At 68.8% G+C, this 23,708-nt stretch carries 16 protein-coding genes, 5 tRNA genes and 1 other RNA gene; 16 read left to right on the top strand and 6 right to left on the bottom strand.

Going from position 1 to position 23,708, the window contains the following annotated elements:
- Window positions 1-711: a glycosyltransferase family 2 protein gene (locus HUA78_RS32110; RefSeq protein ID WP_141647250.1), complete on the bottom strand. Its 711-nt coding sequence runs from the start codon at window positions 709-711 to the stop codon at window positions 1-3.
- A 91-nt stretch (window positions 712-802) separates the two neighbouring features.
- Window positions 803-2,116: an NAD(P)/FAD-dependent oxidoreductase gene (locus HUA78_RS32115; protein ID WP_141647249.1), complete on the bottom strand. Its 1,314-nt coding sequence runs from the start codon at window positions 2,114-2,116 to the stop codon at window positions 803-805.
- A gap of 196 nt (window positions 2,117-2,312) precedes the next feature.
- Here HUA78_RS32115 and HUA78_RS32120 point away from each other — a divergent pair, with 196 nt between their 5' ends.
- From HUA78_RS32120 to ffs, 9 genes are all read left to right on the top strand, one after another.
- The gene (locus HUA78_RS32120; RefSeq protein WP_174477853.1) at window positions 2,313-6,851 is read left to right on the top strand and encodes a tetratricopeptide repeat protein; all 4,539 of its coding nucleotides are present in this window, start codon (window positions 2,313-2,315) and stop codon (window positions 6,849-6,851) included.
- Between the two features lie 136 nt (window positions 6,852-6,987).
- Complete coding sequence (gene serS / locus HUA78_RS32125; RefSeq protein ID WP_141647255.1) at window positions 6,988-8,268, top strand: serine--tRNA ligase; 1,281 nt, start codon at window positions 6,988-6,990, stop codon at window positions 8,266-8,268.
- Between the two features lie 100 nt (window positions 8,269-8,368).
- Window positions 8,369-8,455 (top strand) — tRNA-Ser (locus HUA78_RS32130).
- 42 nt (window positions 8,456-8,497) lie between these two features.
- Window positions 8,498-8,587, top strand: a tRNA-Ser gene (locus HUA78_RS32135).
- 30 nt (window positions 8,588-8,617) lie between these two features.
- Window positions 8,618-8,691: transfer RNA gene (locus HUA78_RS32140), tRNA-Arg, on the top strand.
- 24 nt (window positions 8,692-8,715) lie between these two features.
- Window positions 8,716-9,183 carry a tRNA adenosine(34) deaminase TadA gene (gene tadA / locus HUA78_RS32145; protein ID WP_174458527.1) on the top strand — a complete coding sequence of 156 codons (468 nt, stop codon included), beginning with the start codon at window positions 8,716-8,718 and terminating at the stop codon, window positions 9,181-9,183.
- Between the two features lie 6 nt (window positions 9,184-9,189).
- Window positions 9,190-9,276: transfer RNA gene (locus tag HUA78_RS32150), tRNA-Ser, on the top strand.
- A gap of 13 nt (window positions 9,277-9,289) precedes the next feature.
- Window positions 9,290-9,376, top strand: a tRNA-Ser gene (locus HUA78_RS32155).
- A gap of 33 nt (window positions 9,377-9,409) precedes the next feature.
- Window positions 9,410-9,502: signal recognition particle sRNA small type (ffs, locus tag HUA78_RS32160), an RNA gene on the top strand.
- 110 nt (window positions 9,503-9,612) lie between these two features.
- Here ffs and HUA78_RS32165 read toward each other — a convergent pair.
- Window positions 9,613-11,067, bottom strand: a complete 1,455-nt coding sequence (locus tag HUA78_RS32165) for a glycosyltransferase family 39 protein (RefSeq protein WP_174477854.1) — start codon at window positions 11,065-11,067, stop codon at window positions 9,613-9,615.
- 107 nt (window positions 11,068-11,174) lie between these two features.
- On the opposite strand from HUA78_RS32165, the gene HUA78_RS32170 reads away from it, so the two are divergent.
- The 5 genes from HUA78_RS32170 to recR all read left to right on the top strand — a co-directional run bounded on the left by HUA78_RS32170 (window position 11,175) and on the right by recR (window position 16,563).
- Entirely contained in the window at window positions 11,175-12,713 is a 1,539-nt protein-coding gene (locus HUA78_RS32170; RefSeq protein WP_174464194.1) for an NAD(P)/FAD-dependent oxidoreductase, read from the top strand.
- 55 nt (window positions 12,714-12,768) lie between these two features.
- The gene (dnaX, locus tag HUA78_RS32175; protein WP_141647245.1) at window positions 12,769-13,983 is read left to right on the top strand and encodes a DNA polymerase III subunit gamma/tau; all 1,215 of its coding nucleotides are present in this window, start codon (window positions 12,769-12,771) and stop codon (window positions 13,981-13,983) included.
- A 436-nt stretch (window positions 13,984-14,419) separates the two neighbouring features.
- Window positions 14,420-15,553 (top strand): DNA polymerase III subunit gamma/tau, encoded by a 1,134-nt coding sequence (locus HUA78_RS32180; RefSeq protein ID WP_371745702.1) that lies wholly within the window; start codon window positions 14,420-14,422, stop codon window positions 15,551-15,553.
- Window positions 15,554-15,645: 92 nt separating this feature from the next.
- Window positions 15,646-15,963 carry a YbaB/EbfC family nucleoid-associated protein gene (locus HUA78_RS32185; RefSeq protein WP_141649168.1) on the top strand — a complete coding sequence of 106 codons (318 nt, stop codon included), beginning with the start codon at window positions 15,646-15,648 and terminating at the stop codon, window positions 15,961-15,963.
- A 6-nt stretch (window positions 15,964-15,969) separates the two neighbouring features.
- Window positions 15,970-16,563: a recombination mediator RecR gene (gene recR / locus HUA78_RS32190; RefSeq protein WP_141649169.1), complete on the top strand. Its 594-nt coding sequence runs from the start codon at window positions 15,970-15,972 to the stop codon at window positions 16,561-16,563.
- 36 nt (window positions 16,564-16,599) lie between these two features.
- Here recR and HUA78_RS32195 read toward each other — a convergent pair whose 3' ends face one another.
- From HUA78_RS32195 to HUA78_RS32205, 3 genes are all read right to left on the bottom strand, one after another.
- Window positions 16,600-18,477: a protein kinase gene (locus HUA78_RS32195; protein ID WP_174458524.1), complete on the bottom strand. Its 1,878-nt coding sequence runs from the start codon at window positions 18,475-18,477 to the stop codon at window positions 16,600-16,602.
- Window positions 18,478-18,479: 2 nt separating this feature from the next.
- A complete protein-coding gene (locus tag HUA78_RS32200) occupies window positions 18,480-20,459 on the bottom strand; it encodes a FecR domain-containing protein (protein ID WP_174477855.1) in 1,980 nt (659 codons plus the stop codon).
- 267 nt (window positions 20,460-20,726) lie between these two features.
- Window positions 20,727-22,292, bottom strand: coding sequence for a collagen binding domain-containing protein (locus HUA78_RS32205; protein ID WP_174458522.1), 1,566 nt, complete (start codon window positions 22,290-22,292; stop codon window positions 20,727-20,729).
- Window positions 22,293-22,567: 275 nt separating this feature from the next.
- Between HUA78_RS32205 and mglB the strand changes: the two genes are divergently transcribed.
- Together mglB and mglA are read left to right on the top strand one after the other, a co-directional pair.
- A complete protein-coding gene (gene mglB / locus HUA78_RS32210) occupies window positions 22,568-23,047 on the top strand; it encodes a gliding-motility regulator GTPase-activating protein MglB (RefSeq protein ID WP_002637270.1) in 480 nt (159 codons plus the stop codon).
- An 11-nt stretch (window positions 23,048-23,058) separates the two neighbouring features.
- A complete protein-coding gene (mglA, locus tag HUA78_RS32215; RefSeq protein WP_141648177.1) occupies window positions 23,059-23,646 on the top strand; it encodes a gliding-motility regulator Ras-like GTPase MglA in 588 nt (195 codons plus the stop codon).
- Window positions 23,647-23,708: the final 62 nt, after the last annotated feature.

Raw genomic sequence — 23,708 nt, forward strand, 5'->3', positions numbered from 1 at the left:
TCACGTGCCGCGAATGCGGATGACGTAGAACAGCTTGCCCACGTTCTTGAGCACGTTGGGCACGCGCTTGAAGAGGTGGATGGACGGCTGGCGCTTCTCGTGGAGCTGGATGGGAATCTCCATCACCCTCAGCCCTTCGCGCCAGGCTCGGATGACGAACTCGCTGGCGAACACGTCCATGTCCACCACGCACTTCTGGATGACCGGGAGGAGCGCCTCGCGGCGGAATGCCTTGAGCCCGTGCGTGTCCGTGCCCTGGAAGCCCAGCGTCACCTTCAGGAGCTTGTTGTGCACCCGGGTGGCCGCGCGGCGGATGAGGGGGCGCTGGTCGCTGGCGCCCTTGGCCGCCTTGGAACCCACGACCATGTCCGCCTCGCCCCGCTCCAGGCGCGGCAGCGCCGCGTCGTAGAAGGTGACGTCACAGAGGTCGATTTCGTCACAGATGACGTAGGTGCCCCGGGCCATGCTGATGCCGGCCTTGAGGGCGACGCCGTAGTTGGGGCGCTCCGAGTGGAACCAGCGCAGGCGCGGGTGCTTCGCGCACAGCTCGTCGAGGATGCGCGGCGTGGCGTCCCGGGAGCCGTTCTCCGCGAAGATGATTTCGTAGTCGAGTCCACGCGCATCCAACCCCTGGCGGAGCTCGTCCGCCGCCGAGGTGATGATGGACTCCTCGTTGTAGACAGGGATGACGACGGACAGGTGCGGTGCCATGGAATCAGGTCCGGACAGGCTGCGGTCCGGTCCGCCTAGCATGCCCCGCGCCACCCGTCGACAAGATGCGGCGCGCCGCGTCTCGACTTCGTCAGCCGTTCAGCGTCCGGGCACACGCCCGCCCGCCGAGGATGGCGTCCTCCATGGACGAGTACTCCCACTGTCCGTAGCGGCCCGCCGTGAGGATGCCCGCGTGCTCCAGGAAACGGAGGATTTCCGCCTTCGCGGGCCCGTAAGCGTCGTCATAGAGGACGTAGGCGTGGGGAATCTCCCGGGCCTGGGCGAAGAGGACGTCGTCCGCGGAGTGGATCATCTGCGAGCGCAGCAGGTCCTCCACGGCGTACTTCTCCGCGGCGGCCGGGGACAGCTCGCCGTGGTGGCTGTACTCCACGTAGAACGTCGCGGTGTCCTTGGGGGCCAGCGCGTCGTACACCGCCGAGGGTGAGCCGATGCGGTACGTGTGGAACTCCGGCTCCGGCAGGTAGATCCAATGCCAGGGCTGCCGGTTGGCGCCCTTGGCGGCCACGGCGACGTAGGTGACGGTGGTGGCGCGCAGACGCTTCGCGGCGGCGACGACCTCGTCGGGAACTCCCGAGGCGCCCTGGGCTAGGAGTCGCACCAGGCCGGGCAGCGACACGGTGGACACCAGCCCCGAGTAGGACAGCGTCCTGCCGTCGGACAGCACGACCTTGCGCGCCTTCCAGTCGATGGAGGTGGGCTCGGTGCGGACGCTCAGCTCGCCGCCCTTCAAGTCTCGCAGCATGGCGCGGGCCAGACTCTCGATGCCGCCCTCGCGCGGGTAGACGAAGGACGCGTTGTAGCCCACCGCGTCGCTGCCCGCGCCGAGCGCTCCGTCCACCACTTCCTTGAGAGAGGGCCGGGGCACGAAGCGACCCACCCAGGCGGCGGACAGCTCACGGGGGTGCACCGTCCAGAGCTTCTGGTTGTAGGGCACCATGAAGTTCTTCGCGAAGCCCTCGCCCATGTAGCGGAGGATGAACTCCTCGAAGTCGCGAGGCTCCCGCTCACGCAGCGCACGGCCCTTCTCGCCGTAGATGGCCTCCACGTACCCGACGAGGTTCTCCGCGACGACGTCCGGCGGCAGCCCGTGGGTGTTCACCTGGTATGGGAAGCGCGTGAAGACGCCGCGCGTGAAGATGCCCGCCTTGCGCTGGATACGGACCATCTGCCCCGGCAGCCAGCGCGTGTTCACCAGTTCCTGGATTTCGGCGTCCCGCAGGTGGAGCCAGTGCCCGGTGGGGTCGAAATAACACCCATCGATGACCTCGGTCTTGATGAGGCCGCCGACCCGGTCTGACTTCTCGATGAGGAGCCAGGGCTTCTGGAGGAAATGGGCGGTGGAGAGACCCGCGAGCCCCGCTCCCAGGATGACGATGGGTTCCATACCGGGTCGGTCCTACCACCTCCTCCGGGTGAGGGGGAGCCGAACGCGCGGTGCCAGGGGCGCGAAATCTCAAGCCCCCTCGGCCGCCCGCCTGGGAGTAAAGGGGGGGACCGCTTCCACTGCGGGCTGGCGCGTTCTTTCCGGGCTGGAAACGCCTCTGGTAGCCTGCGCGCGCCGGTCCCGTCGAAGGAACCCCATGAAAGTCTCCTGCCCGTCTTGCCAGACGAATTACAACATCGATGACAAGCGGATCCCCCCGGGTGGCGCGAAGCTCAAGTGCGCCCGGTGCCAGACCACCTTCCCCATCAGACCCGAGGGAGTGAGCGCAGCGGCCCCTGCCGCGCCTGCTCCGTCGGCCGCCGCCATTCCCCTGCCTGGTGCGTCCGCGCCGAGCGCCGCCGCGATTCCCCTCCCCGGGGCCGCGCCGTCGGGCGCCATCGCGATTCCCCTCCCGGGCGCCGCGCCCTCCGGGGCCATCGCCCTGGGGCACGAGGCCATTCCCCTCCCGGGCGCCGCGCCACAGTCCGATGCCTTCGGCTACGACGCGGGTGCCATTCCGCTGCCCGGCGCCTCCGCGCCGCAGGATGATTTCGGCTACGACGCAGGTGCCATTCCGCTGCCCGGTGCCTCCGCTCCGCACGACGACTTCGGCTACGACGCGGGCGCCATTCCGCTGCCCGGTGCCTCCGCTCCGCACGATGACTTCGGCTACGACGCGGGTGCCATTCCGCTGCCCGGTGCCGCCGCTCCGCAGGATGACTTCGGCTACGACGCGGGCGCCATTCCACTGCCCGGTGCCTCCGCGCCTTTCGACTCCGGTGCCATTCCCCTTCCGGGTGTCGCGTCTTCGTCGGGCGCCATTCCCCTGCCGGGTGCGGTGGACTCGTTCAGCGAGGGCTTCGACGACGTGGAGCCGCCCGTCCGCCAGGACCGGGACGTGACGCGGGTCGTGGCCATTCCGATGCCCAACGCGGCGTTCCGCGAGCCGCCGCGGCCCGCGGCGCCCCCTCCGCCCAAGGCGGGGCGCGAGTTCGACTTCTCGGACGACTCGCTGGCGCCGCCGGTGGACCTGGCCCACGGCTCCGTCGAAATGCCCGACGTGACGGGCACCGCGCGCGACTTCGACTTCTCCGACGACGCGCTTCCCGTGCCCGCGCAGCCTGAAGCGGATCCCTTCGCCTTCGACGTCGAGACCCCGAGCGGCGAAGCCACCGCCTTCGCGCTGCCGCCCACGCCCAATCCCGCGCATGCCGGCTACCCGGTCGAGGCGGACCCGTTCGCGCTGCCTCCGCCTCCCGCGTACGCGGAGGCGCCCATGACGGAGGACCCCTTCGCGCTGCCTCCTCCGCCATTGGAAGCAGACCCCTTCGCGCTGCCTCCGCCTCCCGCGTATGCGCAGGCGCCGATGACGGAGGACCCGTTCGCGCTGCCGCCTCCGCCCTCGGGGGGACCGTCGTTCGACTTCGCCGAGCTGCCCGTGCCCGCGGGGGAGGATCCGTTCTCCGCGTCGCAGCCCACCGCGGGAGCGATGGACTTCTCGGACCTGCCGTCGCCCGCCGCGCCCGGGATGGACTTCTCCGACCTGCCGTCGCCAGCCGCGCAGCCGCAGGACCTGTCGTTCGACTTCGCCTCGCCCCCCACGCCCGGGTTCAACGCGGATTTCGGTTCCGCGCCCGCGCCGGTGCCGGACTTCAGCCTCGACTTCGCCGAGCCCCCGCCTCCCGCCGCGCCTCCCGCGTCGTTCAACCCCTCGGTGGACTTCGGCGACGTGGACTTCGGGATGCCGCCGACTCCCGCGGCGTCGCCCGGCATCCCGGACTCGCTCGAGTTCGACCCCACCGCCAGGCCCGGTGACGACCTGGAAGCGGACCTCTCCGACCCGCTGCCGCCCCCGCCCAACGCGGGTCCGGCGGACGGTCTGGAGATGCTGTCCTTCATCGACGACGCCGCGAGCCGCGAGACGGGCCAGGCCGGCGCCAAGGTGCGCCGCTTCCACGTCCGTCGCCGCTCCGGCAAGGTGTTCGGCCCGTTCGACGAGGGCGTCGTCGTCAAGATGCTCGAGGACGGGCAGCTGCTCGGCAACGAGGACGTCTCCCTGGACTCGGAGTCGTGGTCGGCCATCGGCACCATCCCCACCTTCGCCTCCGCCATCCAGAGGCTGATGGAGGGCCCGTCCAAGGTCGTGGCCGCCGCGCCCGTCGCCACCGCGTCGGACTCCGAAGCCCCTCGCGCCGACCCGGGTGGAACGCAGGCGAACATGCGTCGCCTGGAGCAGCTCTACGAAGGCCGCATGGCCGCGGTCTCCGTCGTGGACCGCAGTGGCGCCGATGCGAAGATCAAGAAGCGCATCCCCCTGTTCATCGCCGCCGGCGTGGCCGTGTTGATGCTGGGCATCGGCGTGGGCACGGAGTTCGGCACGCGCTACGGCGCCTTCGGTCGCCGGGCCATCTTCCCCGCGCGCGTCTCGGACGGCTCGCCCCAGGCACAGCTCGTGAGCCAGGCGCGCCAGGCGCTCCTCCAGGACACCTTCGCCAGCTACAAGCAGGCGCACACCCTCTCCGCGCAGGCGCTCCAGGAGAAGGAGTATCCGGCGGTGCGCTCGCTGTGGTGCCAGTCCGTCTATTACCTGCAGCGCAAGTACGCCGCGGCAGACATGGCCGACATGAGCCGCTGCCGCGAGGCGATGGCGGACATCGCGCTGCTGGGCGAGAAGGACGTCGACGTCATCAAGGCGGCCGCGTCGCTCGCGCTCACCTCCCGACAGGCGGACGCGGCGCTGCCCCCGCTGCTGGACGCCTTCAGCCGCGAGGCGAACCAGGCGGACCTGGAGCTGGCCTTTCTCGTGGCCGAAGCCCAGGCGATGAAGCGCGACCAGAACAGCGCCATCGAGACGCTGAAGAAGGTGCTCGCCGCGGACCCCAAGTCCGCCAAGGCCCACCACGCGCTGGGCAACCTGCACCAGGCCGCGGGCCGTGCCGACGAGGCCGCCGCCTCGTACGCCGCCGCGCTCGAGGCCGACCGCAAGCACGCCGCCTCCGCCGTGGAACTCGCGGCCGTGCAGCTGCTGGTGCGCAAGGATGCCGAGAAGGGCACCCAGTCCGTGGACGAGGCTCTCGCCGAGGACGTCCAGTCCGCGCTCGGTCCCGCGGAGCTCGCTCGCGCCCGGGGACTCAAGGGCGTGGCGCTCTTCCACCAGCACAAGCCCAAGGAGGCGGAGGCGGAGCTGAAGTCCGCCCTGGAGAAGGACCCTCAGTCCGACTTCCTCAAGGCGCAGCTGGCCCACGTGATGCGCGCCCAGCGCAACTACGAAGGCGCCCTGCCGCTGTACACGGCGCTGGCCTCAGAAGAGGGTGACAACCTGGAGTACGCCGACGGCCACATCACCTCGCTGGTGATGACCGGGAAGATGCAGGCCGCGCTGGAGGCGGTGCAGAAGGCCAGCGGGAGCTTCCCCAATGAGGCCCGCATCGCCTACCTCTACGGCCGCATCGAGGACGCCCTGGACAAGCTCTCCGAGGCGGAGGGCCACTACAAGCGCGCCATCGCCGCGGACGCCACCCTGGTGGAGGCCAACCTCTACCTGGGCCGCTTCTACCTGCGGCAGCGCCGCAACGCGGAGGCCCGCACCCAGTTGGAGCAGGCCGCCACCAAGGCCCCGGACCTCGCGGGCGTGCGCGCCGGTCTGGGTGAGCTGGCCCTGGCGGAGAACAACGCGCTGTTGGGCCAGCAGGAGTTCGAGCGCGCCGTGCAGCTCGACCCGAACCTCGCCGACGCCCACCTGGGCCTGTCGCGCGTGGCGCTGCTCAACAACGACTTGGAGAAGGCTCAGACGGAGGCCAACCGCGCCCTGGAGCTGGACCCCCACTTGCTGAAGGACGGCCGGCTGCAGCGCGGCATCGTGCTGTGGCGCCTGGGCAAGCTCGACGAGGCCGTGGCCGAACTGGAGAAGGCCAAGGCCGAGGACCCTCGCTCCACCACGATTCCCATCACCCTGGGCGCGGTGCTGCTGGAGCGTGGAGACCTGCCCGGCGCGGAGAGCAACCTGGGCCTCGCGCTGAGCAACGAGCCCTCCAACCACGAGGCGCTCTACTACCTGGCGCTCGTGAAGGCGAAGCGGATGGAGTTCACCCAGGCCATGGACGCCATGCGCAAGGCCGTGGAGCGCGCCCCCAAGCGCCCCGACTACCACTACGCCTACGGCGTCATCCTCCGCGACGCGAAGAACCTGCCGGACGCCATGCGCGAGTGGAACACCGCCGTGGACCTGGACCCGGCCAACGCCGACGCGCACGAGGCGCTCGGCCACGCCCACCTGGAGAACGGCGAGTTCGACGAGGCCATCTCCTCCTTCGAGGACAGCCTCAAGTCAGACCCGCGCCGGACCCGGGTGCTCGGCTCCATCGGCGACGCGTACTTCAACGCGGCCCGCTGGAACGACGCCATCAAGCGCTACCAGACGGCCCTCAAGGCGGACGCGAAGCTGACTCACGTCTACTACAAGGTCGCCCGCGCCTTCACCGAGCAGGCCCAGCACGCCAAGGCCATCGACTGGTACCGCAAGGCCTCCAGCGTCGAGCCGGAAAACCCGATGACCTACTACTACCTGGGCTTCGCCTATAAGGAGAAGAACAAGCGCCGGGAAGCCGTGCAGGCCTTCAAGGACTACCTCGTGAAGAAGCCGGACGCGACGGACAAGAAGGACATCGAGGAAGAGATCTACGACCTGCAGAACTAGCCGCCAGCCGACAGCCGGCCGTCCTTCCAGGGATGGCCGGCGTCAGGCCCCCGGCGGTCGGGGCGTCCGCCCTTGAGCACCCCGGGCGCGAGGAGTCTTGCTGACGCCCACCGAGGGTGACTACAAGGCGTCCCACATGCTGGACCTCCGGAACGTTGCGCAGAACTTCGATGCGGTCGTCGCTCGCCTGAAGACGCGGGGCGGCAACCTGGACCTCGGCCCCTTCCAGGCGCTGTTCTCCGAGCGCGGGAAGCTGTTCGCCTCCATGGAGGCGCTGGCCGCGCGCCGCAACGCCGCCAACGAGGAGATGAAGCAGAAGGCGAAGGAGGACCCCAAGGCGCTGGACGCGCTGCGCGGCGACCTTCGCGCCGTCTCCCAGGACATCAAGGACAAGCAGAACCGCCTCAAGGAGGTGGAGGAGGAAATCGACCGCATCCTCCTGCTCATCCCCAACTTGCCGCACGAGTCCGTGCCCGTGGGAGCCAGCGCGGACGAGAACGTCCAGGTGAAGAGCTGGGGTGAGAAGCCGAACCTGCCCTTCACGCCGAAGCAGCACTTCGAGCTGGGGGAGAAGCTGGGCATGCTCGACTTCGAGCGCGCCGCGAAGGTCTCCGGCAGCCGCTTCACCTTCTACAAGGGCGCCCTGGCGAGGCTTGAGCGCGCGCTCGTCACGTTCATGATCGATGTGCACACCCAGAAGGGCTACACGGAGCTGCTTCCGCCCTACCTGGTGCTGCGCGAGACGATGATGGGCACGGGCCAGCTGCCCAAGTTCGAGGACGACGCCTTCAAGACGCTGGGCGACCCCGAGCGCTTCCTCATCCCCACCGCGGAAGTGCCCGTCACCAACTACCACGCGGACGAAATCCTCGAGGGCGAGTCGATGCCCATCCGCTACTGCGCCTTCAGCCCGTGCTTCCGCGCGGAGGCGGGCGCCGCCGGCAAGGACACCCGCGGCCTCATCCGCCAGCACCAGTTCCACAAGGTGGAGATGGTGAAGTTCGCCCAGCCCGACAAGAGCCTGGAAGAGCTGGAGTCGATGACGGACGACGCGTGCGACATCCTGCGCCGCCTGGGCCTGCACCACCGGGTGATGCTGCTGTGCACCGGAGACATGGGCTTCTCCGCCCGCAAGACGTACGACATCGAGGTCTGGCTGCCGGGGCAGAACGCGTACCGGGAGATTTCGTCCTGCTCGGACTGCGGCGACTTCCAGTCCCGCCGGGCGAAGATTCGCTTCCGGGCCCAGAAGGGGGACAAGCCGCAGCTCGTCCATACCCTGAACGGCAGCGGGCTCGCGGTGGGCCGCACTTCCATCGCCATCCTGGAGAACTACCAGCGGGACGACGGCACCGTCGCCATCCCGGAAGTGCTCTGGCCCTACATGGGCGGCATCAAGGAACTGAAGCCGCTCTAGAACTGTGATCATCCGCTTGCAACGGGCGCGGAATGAGGTAGAAGGGCGGCCCCACGGTCGACGTCGGTCCGAGGGACACCGCCGGCTGAAGTTGTTGTATGGAGGCGTGGCCGAGCGGTTGAAGGCAGCGGTCTTGAAAACCGCAGAGGGTGCAAGCTCTCCGTAGGTTCGAATCCTACCGCCTCCGAATTTGTGCTTGAATTTTGCGGTTCTTTGACAGAGAAGAGTTGGAGAGATGGCCGAGAGGCTGAAGGCACAGGTTTGCTAAACCTGCATACTCGAAAGGGTATCGAGGGTTCGAATCCCTCTCTCTCCGCCACCTGTTGTTGTAGCAGTGCGTGAAGATTTTGCTCCCTTAGCTCAGCTGGATAGAGCGTCGGACTACGAATCCGAAGGCCGGAGGTTCGAATCCTCCAGGGAGCGCTCCCTTCTTTTCACGCCGTCTCCATGAGTGACGACGAAGCTTTCATGCAGCAGGCGCTCGCGCTCGCGCGGGAAGCCGCGACACTCGGAGAGGTCCCCGTCGGTGCGGTAGCGGTCCATGATGGAAACATCATTGGAACGGGTTTCAACCGTCGCGAAGTGGACCGCAATCCCCTTGCCCATGCGGAAGTCCTCGCACTGGATGCCGCTCGCAGGCATCTGGGGGTCTGGAGGATGACGGGCGTCACGCTTTATGTGACGTTGGAACCGTGCGCGATGTGCGCCGGTGCGCTGGTGCAGTCCCGGGTGACGCGCCTCGTCTTTGGCGCCATGGACCCGAAGGCAGGTGCAGTCGGCTCTCTCTACAATCTGGCCGAAGAGCCTCGTCACAACCACCGGCTCCAGGTCACGAGTGGTATCCTGGCGGAAGACAGCCGGATTCTTCTAAAGTCGTTCTTCGAGCGCTTGCGCGCGAAACGACGCGACAATTGAATACTTGGAGAGCTGGCCGAGTGGTCGAAGGCACCTGACTCGAAATCAGGCATACCGGGAACGGTATCGTAGGTTCGAATCCTACGCTCTCCGCTCCAGACTTCTTGGAGAGGTGGCCGAGCGGTTGAAGGCGCACGCCTGGAACGCGTGTATATCTGAAAGGGTATCGTGGGTTCGAATCCCACCCTCTCCGTAGTTGTTGTTTCAGCAGTCGATGTCTACATCCTTTGTGGTCGGGACAACGTGGGGGCGCGAACCCCGCCAGGTCCGGAAGGAAGCAACGGTAGCGATCTACCGCGTGTGTCCCGGCCGTTCTGAAGAGCCAGTCTCCCGTTTCGGGGGTCTGGCTCTTCGCCTTTGCGGGCAAGAACACGAGGGGACGCCAGGCGCCTTGCTCACGCCCTCCCCTACCGAGCTTCTGACTCGGCTTCAGTCGCGGACGAGCAGCGTCTCTCGGCCAATGCGCTTCGCGATTCGGAAGCCCGCCGCCTGGATTTCAGGCAGGGCCCGGTCCTCGAAGGTGACAACGCGATTGAAGCGCCGCTCGCGCATGCCCTGCTGGAAGGCGCCGTCCCGGGGCCAGTCGCAGGTGAGCCAGGGAATCTCCTGGCCCAGGTAGAAGAAGCCGCCGGAGCCCCACAGCCCCTCGTTGACGATGACCAGCCCTGTCGCGCCTCCCATCCGGGTCGCCGCGACGATGGCGCGGAACTGGTCCGCGCGGAGATCATTGGGCGGGAAGAAGAACGCGGAAGCGAGCCCCGAGGCCAGCGCCACCGTGGCCAGCCCCCAGCGCACTGCCCCGTGGGCCCGCGAGGTGATGAAGGCGGCGATAACGGGGGCCGCAGCGAGGAGTCCCAGCACCAGGGCCGGGTAGAGGAAGCGCTCCTCCTTGTGCGCGGTGGCCAGCAGCACCGCCAGGTAGATGCCCGCACACGTGAGCGGCAGGGACACGCCGGCCTTGCGCTTCAGGGCCCAGAGGCCCAGCGGCACGGCGGCCCAGCCCCAGAGGGGGACCGCCATCAACAGGGGCATCGCGTAGAAGCCCGGGGTCGCCGAGCCGAAACGGGCCGCCGCTTCTCCGGACAGGACGTTGAAGCGGACGTACTTGAAGAACGAATGGAAGGGGCTGCCCCAGGTGACGTGGTCCAGCAGGCCCAGCCCCGCGGCCACCACGAGTCCCCCCAGGCAGGTGAAGGCCAGGAGCTTCCAGCGTCGGGCGGCCATCAACCAGAGCAGCGCCGCGACGACACAGATGGCGGACGGGTAGCGCGTGACAACGGCGAACCCCAGGGCCGCGCCACCGACGAGGCCCGCCCTGCCCTCGCGCTCGCGCCGGTCCAACGCCTCCATGGCCACCACGAGGAAAGACGTGGAGAACGACTCCGCCAGCGTGCGTCCGGCGAAGACGAGCACCGGTCCATAGAGGCCCAGCAGCAGGACGGCCAGCCAGCCTCCCACGGGGCCGGCTCGACGGGCGGAGAAGCGGTATGCGGCCCACAGGCTCCACGCATGCAGCGCGAGTTGGGGGAGGGCCACCACGGCGCGATAGCCCTGGGGGTCGGTGATGCCGAGCATCCGCGCCAGCTTGAGGAAGGCCGCCAGCACCCCAGGCACAGCCCAGTTGCGGATGCCATCGCGCCACTCCCATGCCAGCACCCCGTAGCCGTGGACGCGCCAGTAGGCGGGTTCCAGGGCCTGATACACCTCGTCGGGATGGATGCGGCCCAGCTGCGTCACTGCGACGATGGCGGGCAGGAGCGCCACACCCGCGAGCGACAACCAGGTGAGGCGTGTGTGCTTCCGAGGCTCGGGACGATGAGCATCGGCCGGCGGGTTCTCGAGCGACACGGGGGCGGTGGGTGCGTCGGGCAGGGGTGCGGACACGGGCGGTGGGGACTCTCCCCGGCCCCGCGCCCGGGTGCAAGCCAGGTGACGTTTGTCCGGCAGGCCCTCGCTCGGGTAGGAACGCGGTTCCCTGAGGAGGAAGACACATGCCGGACGTCATCGTGGTGGGAGCGGGACATAACGGGCTCGTGACAGCGGCGATGCTCGCGCGCCGGGGCCTGTCAGTCACTGTCCTGGAGGACAAGGACGTCATTGGCGGGGCGTGCCGCACGGAGTACCCGTTCAAGAGCGCGCCGGGGCTTGGCGTGTCCACGGGCGCGTACCTCCTGGGCCTGATGCCGCCGGAGCTGTTGCGCGAGCTGGAGCTGGACCTGCCCCTCAAGCGGAGGGACCCGCACTACTTCCTGCCCACCACGGGCAAGCGATATCTCTTGTTCGGCTCGGACGAGCGCGAGCTGAAGCGCCAGTTCCTGGAGTTCTTCTCCCAGGAGGACTGGGAGGCCAACCAGGCGATGAACACGGAGCTGGGCGCGCTGCGCGACGACCTGGCCCCCTCGTGGCTTTTGCCCCCGCTCTCCATCGAGGAGACCGCCGAGCGCTACATCCGTCCCGCTCTGCGGCAGAACTTCATCCAGCTGTGTCGGGGCTCGGCGCGCCAGTACCTGGAGCGCTTCCGCTTCAAGTCCGACTTCGTGAAGGCGATGTACGCGGTGACGGACGCGTTCTCCGGGCTGGACGGCGGCTATGACACGCCGGGGACAGGGATGAACCTGCTCGTCCACAACATGTGCCGACTGCCCGGCAGCGGCGGCACGTGGATGATTGTCGGCGGCGGCATGGGCACCGTCACCCAGTCCATCGCCAACGTCGCGCGCAAGTACGGCGCCACCATCCGCACGGGCGCGAAGGTGACCTCGGTTCGCGTGGACGCGGGCGTGGTGAAGGGCGTGGTGCTGGAGAATGGCGAGGAATTGAGCGCCAACGTCGTCATCTCCAACGGGGACCCGTTCCGCACGCTGAAGCTGGTGGACTCGGCGGCGCTGCCGGCGGACTACCGCGCGAAGGTGAACGCGATGGCGGTGCCGGGCACCACGCTCAAGGTGAACCTGTGCCTGAAGGACCTGCCCAGGTTCACCTGTCTGCCCGAGGACAAGGGCCAGTTCGGTCCCACCATCCACCTGCTGCCGCAGGAGGACGACGTGCTCGGCGCGCTGGAGCGCTCGTACCGCGAGACGCAGGCGGGCAAGCTGTCGGAGTTCCCCTCCATCGAGTGGTACATCCACACCACCGTGGACCCCACGCTGCGCGACGCCGAGGGGCACCACAACTCCGCCCTCTTCGTGGAGTGGGTGCCCTACAAGCTGGAGGGCACCACGTGGGAGAAGGAGGAGTCGCGGTACGTGCAACATCTGCTCTCCATCTGCGACCGCTTCGCCCCGGGGACCAGTGACAAGGTGCAGGAGTACTTCGCCCTCACGCCCCCGAAAATCGAGAGCCACTTCGGAATCACGGGGGGCCACATCCACCATGTGGACAACAAGCGGGGCTTCACCGACCGGCTGCCCTACGAGACGCCGGTGCAGGGGCTCTATTTCTGCAGCGCGGGCTGTCACCCCGCCGGCAGCGTCATCGGCGCGGCCGGCCACAACGCCGCGGGCGTGGTCCTCAAGGCCCTGGGACGCTGAGTCCCAGCGCCTGGAGATGGATCCTCCGCGCCATCGTGTTTAGATGAAGGCCCCCATGAGCTACCTCGTCCTCGCGCGTAAATGGCGCCCGCAGAAGTTCGATGACATGACCGGACAGGAGCACGTCGTCCGGACCATCGCGAACGCCATCAAGATGGACCGGGTCGCTCATGCGTACCTGTTCTGCGGCCCTCGTGGTGTCGGCAAGACGACGGCCGCTCGACTGCTCGCCAAGGCCCTCAACTGTGAGAAGGGCCCCACGGCGACTCCGTGCGGCGAGTGCCGGGCGTGCATCGAAATCGCCAACGGCACCAGCGTGGACGTGGCGGAGATCGACGGTGCGTCCAACAACGGCGTCGAGAACGTCCGCGAGATTCGCGAGAACGCGAAGTACCTGCCGCAGCGAGACCGGCACAAGATCTACATCATCGACGAGGTCCACATGCTGTCCGGAGCGGCGTTCAACGCGCTGCTCAAGACGCTGGAGGAGCCGCCCGGTCACGTGAAGTTCATCTTCGCGACGACGGAGGCGCACAAGCTCCCGGACACGATTCTCTCGCGCTGCCAGCGTCACAACTTCCGCCGCATCTCCGCGGCGCGGATGCTCCAGCGGCTCCAGGAGATCTGCAAGGCGGAAGGCGCGGGCATCTCCGACCGTTCGCTGTCGCTCGTCGTGCGCCAGTCCGAGGGCGGCATGCGCGACGCGCTGAGCCTCCTGGACCAGGTGCTCGCCTCGTGTGGCGCCAGTCCGACGGATGAAGAAGTCGCCGAGGCCCTGGGCGCCATCGACCGGACGATGGTGCAGGACTTCGCCGAGGCGCTGGTGCGCAAGGACGCCAAGCGCATACTCGAGCGCGTGGAGGAGGTCTTCAACCGCGGGCTCGACTTGAAGCGGCTCGCGGAGGAGCTGGCGCTCCAGTTGCGCCACCTCTTCGTCACGAAGACGCTGGGCGAGGCGCCCGCCGAACTGGCTGAGTCCGAGCAGAAGGCGCTCATCGCGCTGGCGAAGGAAGCAGAGAGCGCGCAGCTCACCCGCCTGTTCGACGTGGTGCACGGCAGCGTCTGGGATGTGTCCCGTGCGGCGCAGCCAAGGCTCGCGTTGGAGATGGCGCTCCTGAAGGCCATCCAGTTGTCGCCGGGTGGATCCATTCCGGAGCTGCTGGCGCGGGTAGACCGGCTCGCCGCCGGACTTCCCCAGGGTGAGGGTGCCAACAAGACCAATGCTGGAGCGCCAGGAGGTCGCTCCAGCTCCACGAACTTTCGCGCCTGAGCCCCGCCAGGCTCCTCGTCCGGAAGTCTCCGCCCCGCCTCCCCCCACCTGGGAGGCTCGCGGTACAGCCTTTGATTCCGCTGCTTCGATAGCGCGTGCCCCTTCGGTACCGGCGCCCGCTGGAAGCGCGTCCGGGCCTCTCTCCGATGTCGATACTCGGATAGGGGGGGATGCGCCGTGGTCGACCCAGGGAGCACCTCGCGACACGGGCGCGGCTCGAGTCAGCGAGCACACCCAGGTTCCTCAAGCACCGCTCGGTGCAGGGCCCGCTCGATTCACCGAGTCGACGCAAGAGGGCCAGACGCCGCACTCGGACGGGATTCCTCCCGACGCCAACACCGCTCGCTACGCCGAGTCCGCACAAGGCCCGCAGGCCCCAAACGTCCAGGCTGCGCCGCGTGACTTCGGAGCCTCGCGCTACGACGAGTCGGACTACGTGGCCGAGCCTCCGGATGACATCGAGCTGCCTCAGCACTCTGGCGGCACATCAGACTCAGGACCCTCGGGTGCGTGGAGCCCACCTCCGACCCCCACCGTCGCGCCTCCCGTCGCCGCCACCGGCCCGGTGATCGCCGGCCTGCCGCCCTCCGCCGCGCGTCCCCTGTCCTTCCTGCGCAATGCCACGGGCGGGCAAACCAGCACGGAAGCCCCTCCTCGCCCCGGCGGCTTCGCCGTCGAGACTCCCCTGCCCTCGGGCCCCGTGCTGGACGGACTGCCACCCTCGGCCGCGCGTCCCCTGTCCTTCCTGCGCCAGGGCACCGCCACCCCGCCCGCCGTCGGGACCGCCCCCTCCGCGCCCGTGGGCTCGCCCGGACCTCACGCCGGAGCCACCCCGCTCTCTCGCACCACCGAGCCCGCGCCCAGTGTCCGCGTCATCAACGTCCGCAAGCCGGAAGCCCCACCGGGCCCGCCCGAGTCCGTGGCCGTCGACGACGAGGACTCGCGCTTCTACCCGGAGGAAGCCTCCCCGGGCGGCTGTGCCTCCGGCGAGTGCATCCCCGAACCCGAGCTTCCCGCCGCCGAGCCGGAGCCGGAGCCGCCTCCCGTGCTCGCCACCTCGCCCGCACCCGCGGGGGCACGAGGCCGCGACAACCCGAACCTCCCGCTGATTGAGCGCTGGCGGGCCGCGGTGGAGAGCGTCAAGGCCTCCTCCCTCCGGCACGGCACCGCGCTCGCCAACGGCCGACTCGTGTCAATGAAGGCCGGGGAAATCATCCTCGGCTTCCTGCCCTCCGCCGGCCTGCACCGGATGACGGTGTCCGCCGCGGCGGGGAAGACCATCATCGACAAGCTCCTCGCCGAGCACTTCGGCCGAGCGGTGAAGCTGTCCTTCCAGGACGTGTCCGCAGACGACACGCGGGCCTCGCTCAGCATCGCCGAGCGTGACGCACAGAGCCGGGCCACCCACGAGAAGAACACCGAGAGCAAGGTGCGCAACCACGCCTCGGTCCGCGCCGTGCTCCTGAGGCTGGGTGGAGAAATCGAGCACATCCAGATCTACGAGCCCGAGCGCCCCGCCGCCGCCTCGCCCGCCGACGCTCCAATCGAAGCTCCCGACGACAGCGCCTGACTTTGTCCCCGCGCAACGGTAGGGTGCGCGCCACACTCCACGCCCGAGCGGACCCATGAAGGGTGCCGCTCCCCCGAGTACCGAGGAAGCACATGCCTGGCGTCGACCTGAACTACTTCATCCGGCAGGCGAACAAGCTGACGGAGAAGATTGAAGAGCGGAAGCAGCAGCTGGCCGAGGAGACCGTCGAGGCCACGGCTGGCGATGGCCGCGTCACCGTCGTGGCCAACGGCATCCAGGAGATCCGCAGCATCAAGATCAACAAGGAAGTCATCGACCCGAACGACACGTCGATGCTCGAGGACCTCATCATCGCCGCCGTGAATGGCGCCCTGGCGAGCAGCCGTCAGCACATGCAGCGCGAGCTGGCCAAAATCTCCGGCGGCATCAAGATCCCCGGCGTTACCTGATACCGGATGACGCCCGATCCGCTGAACCGCCTCGTCGCCCAGCTCGCGAAGCTGCCGGGCATTGGCGAAAAGACCGCCCAGCGCCTCGCGTTCCACATTCTGCGTGCTCCCGGTGAGTACGCCGCGGACCTGTCGCAGGCCATCCGAGAGGTGAAGGAGAAGGTGCACCTGTGCGTGCGCTGCTTCTCCCTCACCGACACGGAGACCTGTGGCTTCTGCCGCGACCACCGCCGTGACGACCGCGTGCTGTGCGTCGTGGAGACCTTCGCCGACCTGATGGCGCTGGAGCGCACCCGGGAGTTCAAGGGTCGCTACCACGTCCTGCACGGCGTGCTGTCTCCGCTCGAAGGCGTGGGCCCCGAGCAGCTTCGCATCAAGGAACTGCTGGAGCGCCTCAACGACAGCCGGGTGGAGGAGCTCATCCTCGCCACCAACCCGGACGTCGAGGGCGAGGCCACCGCGCTGTACCTGACGCGACTGCTCAAGCCCATGGGTCTGCGTGTCACCCGCATCGCCCAGGGCCTGCCCATGGGTGGTGATTTGGAGTTCGCCGACCAGGCCACACTGGCGAAGGCACTGTCCGCCCGCCGCGACCTCTGAGGCACCCCGCGGCGCCAAACACCGGCGCCGCGCTTCCTACCGGGTCAGCCGCCAGGCGAACGGCACCAGTACGTTGACCTCCTCGTCGCGATGCGCCGGGAAGCGCAGCCGCTGCGCCTGGGACTGGAGGCAGCGGCCCACCGCCGTCTCGGCCAGCGGTCCGCGCACGCCCGCACGCACGGCACCCGACGAGACGATGGAGAACTCCACCTGCACCTGCCCTTCGCTCGTCGGCAGGTCCGCGCGGTTCTTCTCGAAGCACGCGGTGATGCGCGAGCGCCCCTTCTCCACCACGCGGGTGATGTCCCCCACGCCCAGCGTCATGCGCTTCTTGGCCGGTGGCGCCTTCAGCGGCTTCTCGGCCACCTCGTCGTCGCCCTTGCCCGGCAGCGCCGCCTGGGCTCCCACGGCCGCTGGCGGATTACCTTCAGGGGTGGTCGGGACAGCCTCCGGCCCCTGCACGGTCGTCCCCACGGGCGCGGCCACCACCTCTGGCGGAGTGGGCACGGGGACCGGCTCAGGCTTCTGGACCTTCATGCTCACGTCATTCGCGGGAGCCGTGGGCACGTGAGCCGCCACCTCGCCACCCGACGACGCGGGCGCGACGAGCTGCCGGTATCCCACGAGCCCCACGCTCGCGAGCAGCAAGCCTCCCGCGAGGCCGACGACGAGCGGACGCCAGCCTCGGGAACGCGGGGCCTCGACGGGTGGAACGGAGGTCTCGGTGGCCGGCGTCTTCGTCGCGGCGGGCACCAGTCCCGATGACGACGCGGGGGAACGGGCCCCCCAGGCGCGCGCGGTGGCGACATCGGTGCTTCCGCCCACGGAGACCGGAGCGCCCACCACGTTCGTCCCCGTCTCCATCAACCCGGTGGCCTGCGTCACGACCCCCAGGGCCGCGGAGAGCGAGGCCAGCGTGGGGATGCGGGTGCGCTCCGTGAAGCGCTCCTCGCCGAAATGGGAGCGGAGGAACGCGCTGAGCTGCGGCGTGCCGGCGGCGCTCAGGTGCTCGCCGAGGAAGGCCTCCAGGTCCTCGGCGAACGCCTCCGCCGTGGGGTGACGGTCTTCCGGAAACGGAGACATCGCCTTCAGGACGATGGCCTCCAGTTCGACGGGCAGGTCGGGCCGCAGCTCGCGCGGGCGCTTGAACTCGTTGTGCAAGAGCGCGTTGAGCACCGCGAGGTCGTTCTCTCGCGAGAAGGGCCGCACGTGCGTGAGTGCCTCGAACAGGCTGACGCCGAGCGCGAAGATGTCCGCGCGACGGTCCACCTCCCCGCCCTTCGCCTGCTCCGGCGCCATGTACATGTACTTGCCCTTCACGACGCCGGTGCGCGTGTTGGCGAGCCGCGACTCGGCCTTGGCGATGCCGAAATCCAGCACCTTCACCTGCCCCTGATACGTCAGGTACAGGTTCGACGGAGAGACGTCGCGGTGGACCACGTTCTGCGGCTGCCCCATGTCATTCGTGAACTCGTGCGCGTAGTGCAGCCCTCGCGCCGAATCGATGAGCACCCGCAGCACAATCGGGAACGGCAGATACTGCCGCCGACGACCGGCCAGCCGCAGCGTCGTGGAGAAGTCCTCGCCCGCGAGGTACTCCATGCAGATGTAGTAGCAGCCCTCGGTGAAGCCCAACTCCTGAATCTGGACGATGTTGGGGTGCGTGAGCTTCGCGGCCAGCCGCGCCTCGTCCCGGAACATCTCCACGAAGTCAGGGATGCTCGACAGGTGCGGCAGCATCCGCTTGATGACGACGTTGCGCTCGAAGCCGTCCGCGCCCAGCAGCTTGGCGAGGAAGATCTCCGCCATGCCGCCCTCGGCCAGCTTCCGAACCAGCACGTAGGGCCCATACGGGCGCAACAGCGGCGGCGGCGCGTCCTCGGAGCCAGGATGTGTCGTCTGGGTGGGTGACATCCTCAAGGCCCTCGCTGTCTCAGGGTGCGGACCGTATGAACATCCGGAGCACCGGGACGGGTCATCTTAAACACCAGCAACGGGGGCGCGCCCACTGGCTCCACCCAGGTATCGAAGCGGTGCTTGCCATCCAGGGAGACGGGACGTCCATTGATGGACAGGCGCGCATTCACGGGCGCCACGCCCGTGGTCCTCACCTTCGACGCGGCCCGCTGGCCGTTGCGCGGCTGCGACACCAGGAGCATCGGTACTGAGTTGTCGTACACCAGCTCGAGCTTGTTCATCCGTCCCCCCTTCAGTTGCTCGCCCGTCGCGGACAGCGGCGTGACGGACCAGAGGTAGCTGCCCTCTCCCAGCGCGCCCGCGTCCAGCGCCGCGCGAGCCTCCGTCACCGTGCGCTCGGCCACTGGCTTCTCCAGCGCGCCCACCCGATACACCGCCACCTTGTACCGCGCCGCCGACGCCTCCTCCGCATAGGTGAACGTCACCGACGGCGGCTTGTCTTGATAGAAGATGGTCGTTTTCTCCAGCCCCTCCGGCACCACGTTGCGCACGCGGTCCAGGTCTCCGCCGAGCCGCTCCGGGGCGAACGTCGCGCTGCCCTTCACGAGCTCCTTGCCGTCCTTGCCACGCACCCGCCAGTACAGCAGGCCGCGCGCGGGAGCCGGGACGTTGACGAAGGACTGGTACACCGTGCCGGACAGCAGGGGCCGCGTGAAGGCCTCGTCCGAGGCCACCTCCACCGTCACCTCCCCCTCCTTCTCCCAGCCAATGGCCACCTCGGGCATCCCCTGGTGGTAGACCTCCGTGCCGTCTCCCTCGCCGAGCAGCAGGGGCGCCGGTCCGAGCGCCTCGATGCGCGCCTCGCCCGTCTCGCCTGTCACCGTCGCTCGCTCTCCGGCACGCAGCGGCTGGCGCACGTCCCCGCGCACCAGCGTCACCCGCCCCGTGTGCGCATCGACCAGATAGCCCGTCGAGGTGCGCCGCACCGCCAGTCGCGACGCGCCGTCACCCTCCAGCGTGAGCCCGGGCAGCACCACACGACTCTCGCGTCCCTGCGCGAGCTGGACACCGAGCCCACCCTGGCGCAGGTCCATCCGGGCCTCGTCCCGCGTGCCCCCCTGCCCCGCGCCCTCCAGCACCATCTCCGCCGAGGGCCCCAGCGAGAGCTGCGAGGACGAGCCCTGCAGCATCAACTCCGCCGTGCCACTGCCGCGCGTGCGCACGCCATCTCCCGGCGCCAGCACGTCGCCATCCGTGCGCACCGGACGCCAACGCTTCGCGCCCTTGCCGCGCATCTCCGCGCGCCCCGAGCCCAGCCGCACCGTCACCGGAATGGGTGAGAGTTCCACGAGCCGCGAGCCGCGCAGCAGCAGTTCCGCTCGACCCGCCGACACCTCCACCGAGTCACCCTCCGACGCGCGCAGCTGCTGGCCATCCTTGGACACGAACTCGATGGCGCCCAGCTTCACTTCCACGCGGCCGGAGGCCTTCGTCACCTGCACGCTCACCTCGCTGGGCTCGGAGCCCACGCGCGTGAGGCCGAAGGGCGTCAGCAGTGTCAGCGACACCTTCTTGCCACTCGAGGGAGCGCCGGCCGGGCGCGCGGGGACTCGCGACAGCACGATGCCGCGCTCCACGGTCAGCACCACGCTCCCGGCCTCTTCGCCCACGCCGACGCGTGCGTCGGAGCCCACCTCCACCGAGCGCCCGTCCGCGAAGCGCATCGTCGCCGCGCCCGTCGCGCCCGTCTCCAGCGCGTCACCCGAGTACAGCGGGCCTTCCCGCGCGGGGACCTTCTTGCCACCGCGCTCCACCAGCACCTCGCCGGACAGGCCCTCCAGGCGAGCCAGCTCCACGGAGGGTCCCGCGTCGGGCGAGGCAGGAGCCTCAGCGACGGGGCTGGACGGAGTGGTCGCCTCTTCGTCGCAGGCCGTCGCGACGAGCAGGAGGACCAGGAGCCAGGGACGCGCGTTACTCACCGTTGAGGCCTCGGGATGAAATCGACATGGAAGAGGGCTGCTCGCCTTCCCTCAGCGAGGCAACGAGCCAGGGAGGCGGGTCATTCACCGCCGCCGCTGCCTCGGGAAGAGGTCGACGTTGAGGCGGGCCTGCGCGACTTCCTTCAGCGAGACGACCGAGCGAGGACCGCGTGCGGCGCACAATTTCGGCCTCCGCGGGAGACCGATATCGCAGAGGACCTGCCCGCCCTCCCTCCGCGAGGACAGCGAGCCTGGGAAGCGTGTCACTCACCGCCGCTGCCTCGGGAAGAGGTCGACGTTGAAGATGGCCTGCTCTCCATCCTTCAAGGTGACGAGCTTGGATTGCGACAGGTAGCCGCGCGCGGAAATGGTGATGCGGTAGGTGCCACCGCGCACCTTGAAGGTGAACGCACCCTTCGCATCCGTGCGCGCCTTCACCTTCGCCTGCGGGATGAGCAGCGTGGCCGCGATGGGCTTTCCGCCCCGAGCACTGCGCACCTGGCCCGTGAGCGTCGCGGGCTCGCCCTTGCGCTCCGAGGCGAGCGGCACGGACAGCGCCGTCTCCTGCCCCGCGATGATGATGGCCGCCTCTTCCGCCACCCGATAGCCCGGCGACTTCGCCACCACGGCCACGGGCCCTGGCGGCAGCGACTTCACCCACGCCTCGCCCCTCATGTCCGTGCGCACCTCCACGGCCCCCACCGTCAGCCGCACCCCCGGCAACGGTACCCCGTTGCCCGCGCTCACCACCGTCACCTTCAGGCCCCCCGTGGGAGGCGGCAGCTTGCGCGCGCGCACCGACAGCGCCACCCGCCCACCGTCCTCCACGGTGACTCGACCCTCCGCGGGCTCGTAGCCATCCACGCTCACCCGAGCCACGACGTCACCTGGCGGCAGCTCCACGTTCTCCAGCGAGCCCTGCGCATCCGCCTCGCGCGGCGCGCTCTCCACGCCTGCCGACACCAGCACCACCCGCGCTCCCGCCAGCGGCGCGCCCGACTCCGCGTCCAGCACCTGGAGCGACAGGCCTCCCGCCGGCACCCGCTCAGGAGGCAGCGGCTCCGATGCCCGGAACTCGGGCGCATCATTCCAGGTCAGCTCCAGCGCCGCGCCCACCCGACGCATGCGCTGCTCGGACCGAGTCCCATCCGCGAGCGTCACCGTGTCCTGCACGTGCTGGAAGTCCACGAGCAGCGTGCCGGACCAGCGCTGCGTGCCCGTCAGCGGGAACAGGAGCGCGCCACCCGCGGCAAAACCCTTCGCCTCCGCCTTCGCCCCAGCCGAGTCACGAACCGCCAACGACACCGGCACCTCGCCCCGCGCCTCCACCTCCAACCGGGTGAACAGCGGCAGCCGCAGGCTCCCGCTCACCAGCGCCGCGTGCCGCACCCCTCGCGACAGCACCGGCTCCGAGGACGCACCGAAGTGCGGCAACTGCGCATATCCATAGCCCGCGCCCACCTCCGCCCGCACCGGCCCCAACCAGGTGCGCACCTTGGGACCCACCGACGCCCGCAAAAGGCTGCCCCCGGTGATCCGCAAGGAGCCCTCCTTCAAGTCGAAGCCCTCGCGCTGCACCGCTGCCCACCCACCCAGCCAGGAACCCGCCCAGACCGAGCCCACCGCCGCCAGATCATTCGGGGTGAAGCCGTCGTAGGTGAGCCCAGGCCCTACATCCGCCTGGGCACCATTGCGGAGGGCCACGCCGTAGCGCAGGCGCAGCGAGGCTCGCTCGCGCACCTCCTCCGCCCGGACGGACGGGGAGCTGACCAGCACCAACAGCAAGGGCGCCAGACGCGCCAGGATGGGGGCAAGGGGGCGTGGGGGCGTCAAAGCCCGGCGGAGTATAGAGAAAGCCGCGAACACTCCCAAACCGGCGTCATCCGGGGACCCAGAAAGACGCTTGACGAGGACCCCCTGGGTGGCGGGGGCAGCGGACGAGCCGCGTTCTCACCGGGAGGAACGGATGGCTTCTTGCTGGAGTGGAGGGGCTTTGCTAAGCATCCTCACGGTCGGTAGCGCCTCGTCTAACCTCCGGGATTCACTCCAGAAACAATCGGGGTGTTGCCGTGAGACGGGCGAGCGAACGCTGAGGAGCGCATACGCCCATGGGCACGCAACTGGTGATGTACGAAGAGGAGTTCACCAAGATCAACGCCGTTTGCGACCGGCTCACCAAGGACGCGAACGCGAAGGTGGTGTTCCTCGTCGACAAGAACGGGCAACTCATCTCCTCGGCCGGGCAGACGCAGAACATCGACACCACGTCCCTGGCCTCGCTGACGGCCGGCAACGTGGCGGCGATGGGCGGACTCGCCAAGCTGATCGGTGAGAACGAGTTCCCCAACCAGTTCCATGAGGGGGCGAAGGACTCGCTCTACATGACCATCGTCGGCAGCCGGGTCGTGCTGGTCGTCATCTTCGACAACCGCACCAGCCTCGGCCTCGTCCGCCTGCGCATCAAGAAGGCCAGCGACGAGCTGACGAAGATCTTCGAGAGTCTGGTGAAGAAGACGGACAGCCCGGGTGCCGGGTCGCCGTTCGCCGAGATCTCCGACGACGATATCGACAACCTCTTCAGCGAGTAACCCGGGAAGCCATGTCCTTCATCAACTACTCATCCCGCGAAATCAACTGCAAGATTGTCTATTACGGGCCGGGTCTCTGCGGGAAGACGACCAACCTCCAGTACATCTACAACAAGACGGCGGCCGAGACGAAGGGCAAGCTCATCTCCCTCTCCACCGAGACGGACCGCACGCTCTTCTTCGACTTCCTGCCGCTGTCGCTCGGTGAGATCCGCGGCTTCAAGACGCGCTTCCACCTCTACACGGTGCCCGGCCAGGTGTTCTACGACGCCAGCCGCAAGCTCATCCTCAAGGGCGTGGACGGCGTCGTGTTCGTGGCCGACAGTCAGATCGAGCGCATGGAGGCGAACATGGAGTCGATTGAAAACCTCCGTGTGAACCTGGCCGAGCAGGGCTACGACCTGAACAAGATTCCGTACGTCCTCCAGTACAACAAGCGCGACCTGCCCAACGCGGTGACGCCGGAGGAGATGCGCAAGGCCATCAACCCGCGCAACATCCCCGAGTATCAGGCCGTGGCGCCCACGGGCGTGGGCGTGTTCGACACGCTCAAGGCCGTGGCGAAGCTGGTGCTCACGGAGCTGAAGAAAGGCGGCTGAGCCGGGAGCAGCCGGGCAGTCAACTCCCGTACCGCGGGTGAGAAGACGCCTCGCGGCCAAGG

Source organism: Myxococcus sp. CA033 (assembly GCF_013336625.1).
In the GTDB taxonomy this organism is placed as follows: Bacteria; Myxococcota; Myxococcia; order Myxococcales; family Myxococcaceae; genus Myxococcus; species Myxococcus llanfairpwllgwyngyllgogerychwyrndrobwllllantysiliogogogochensis.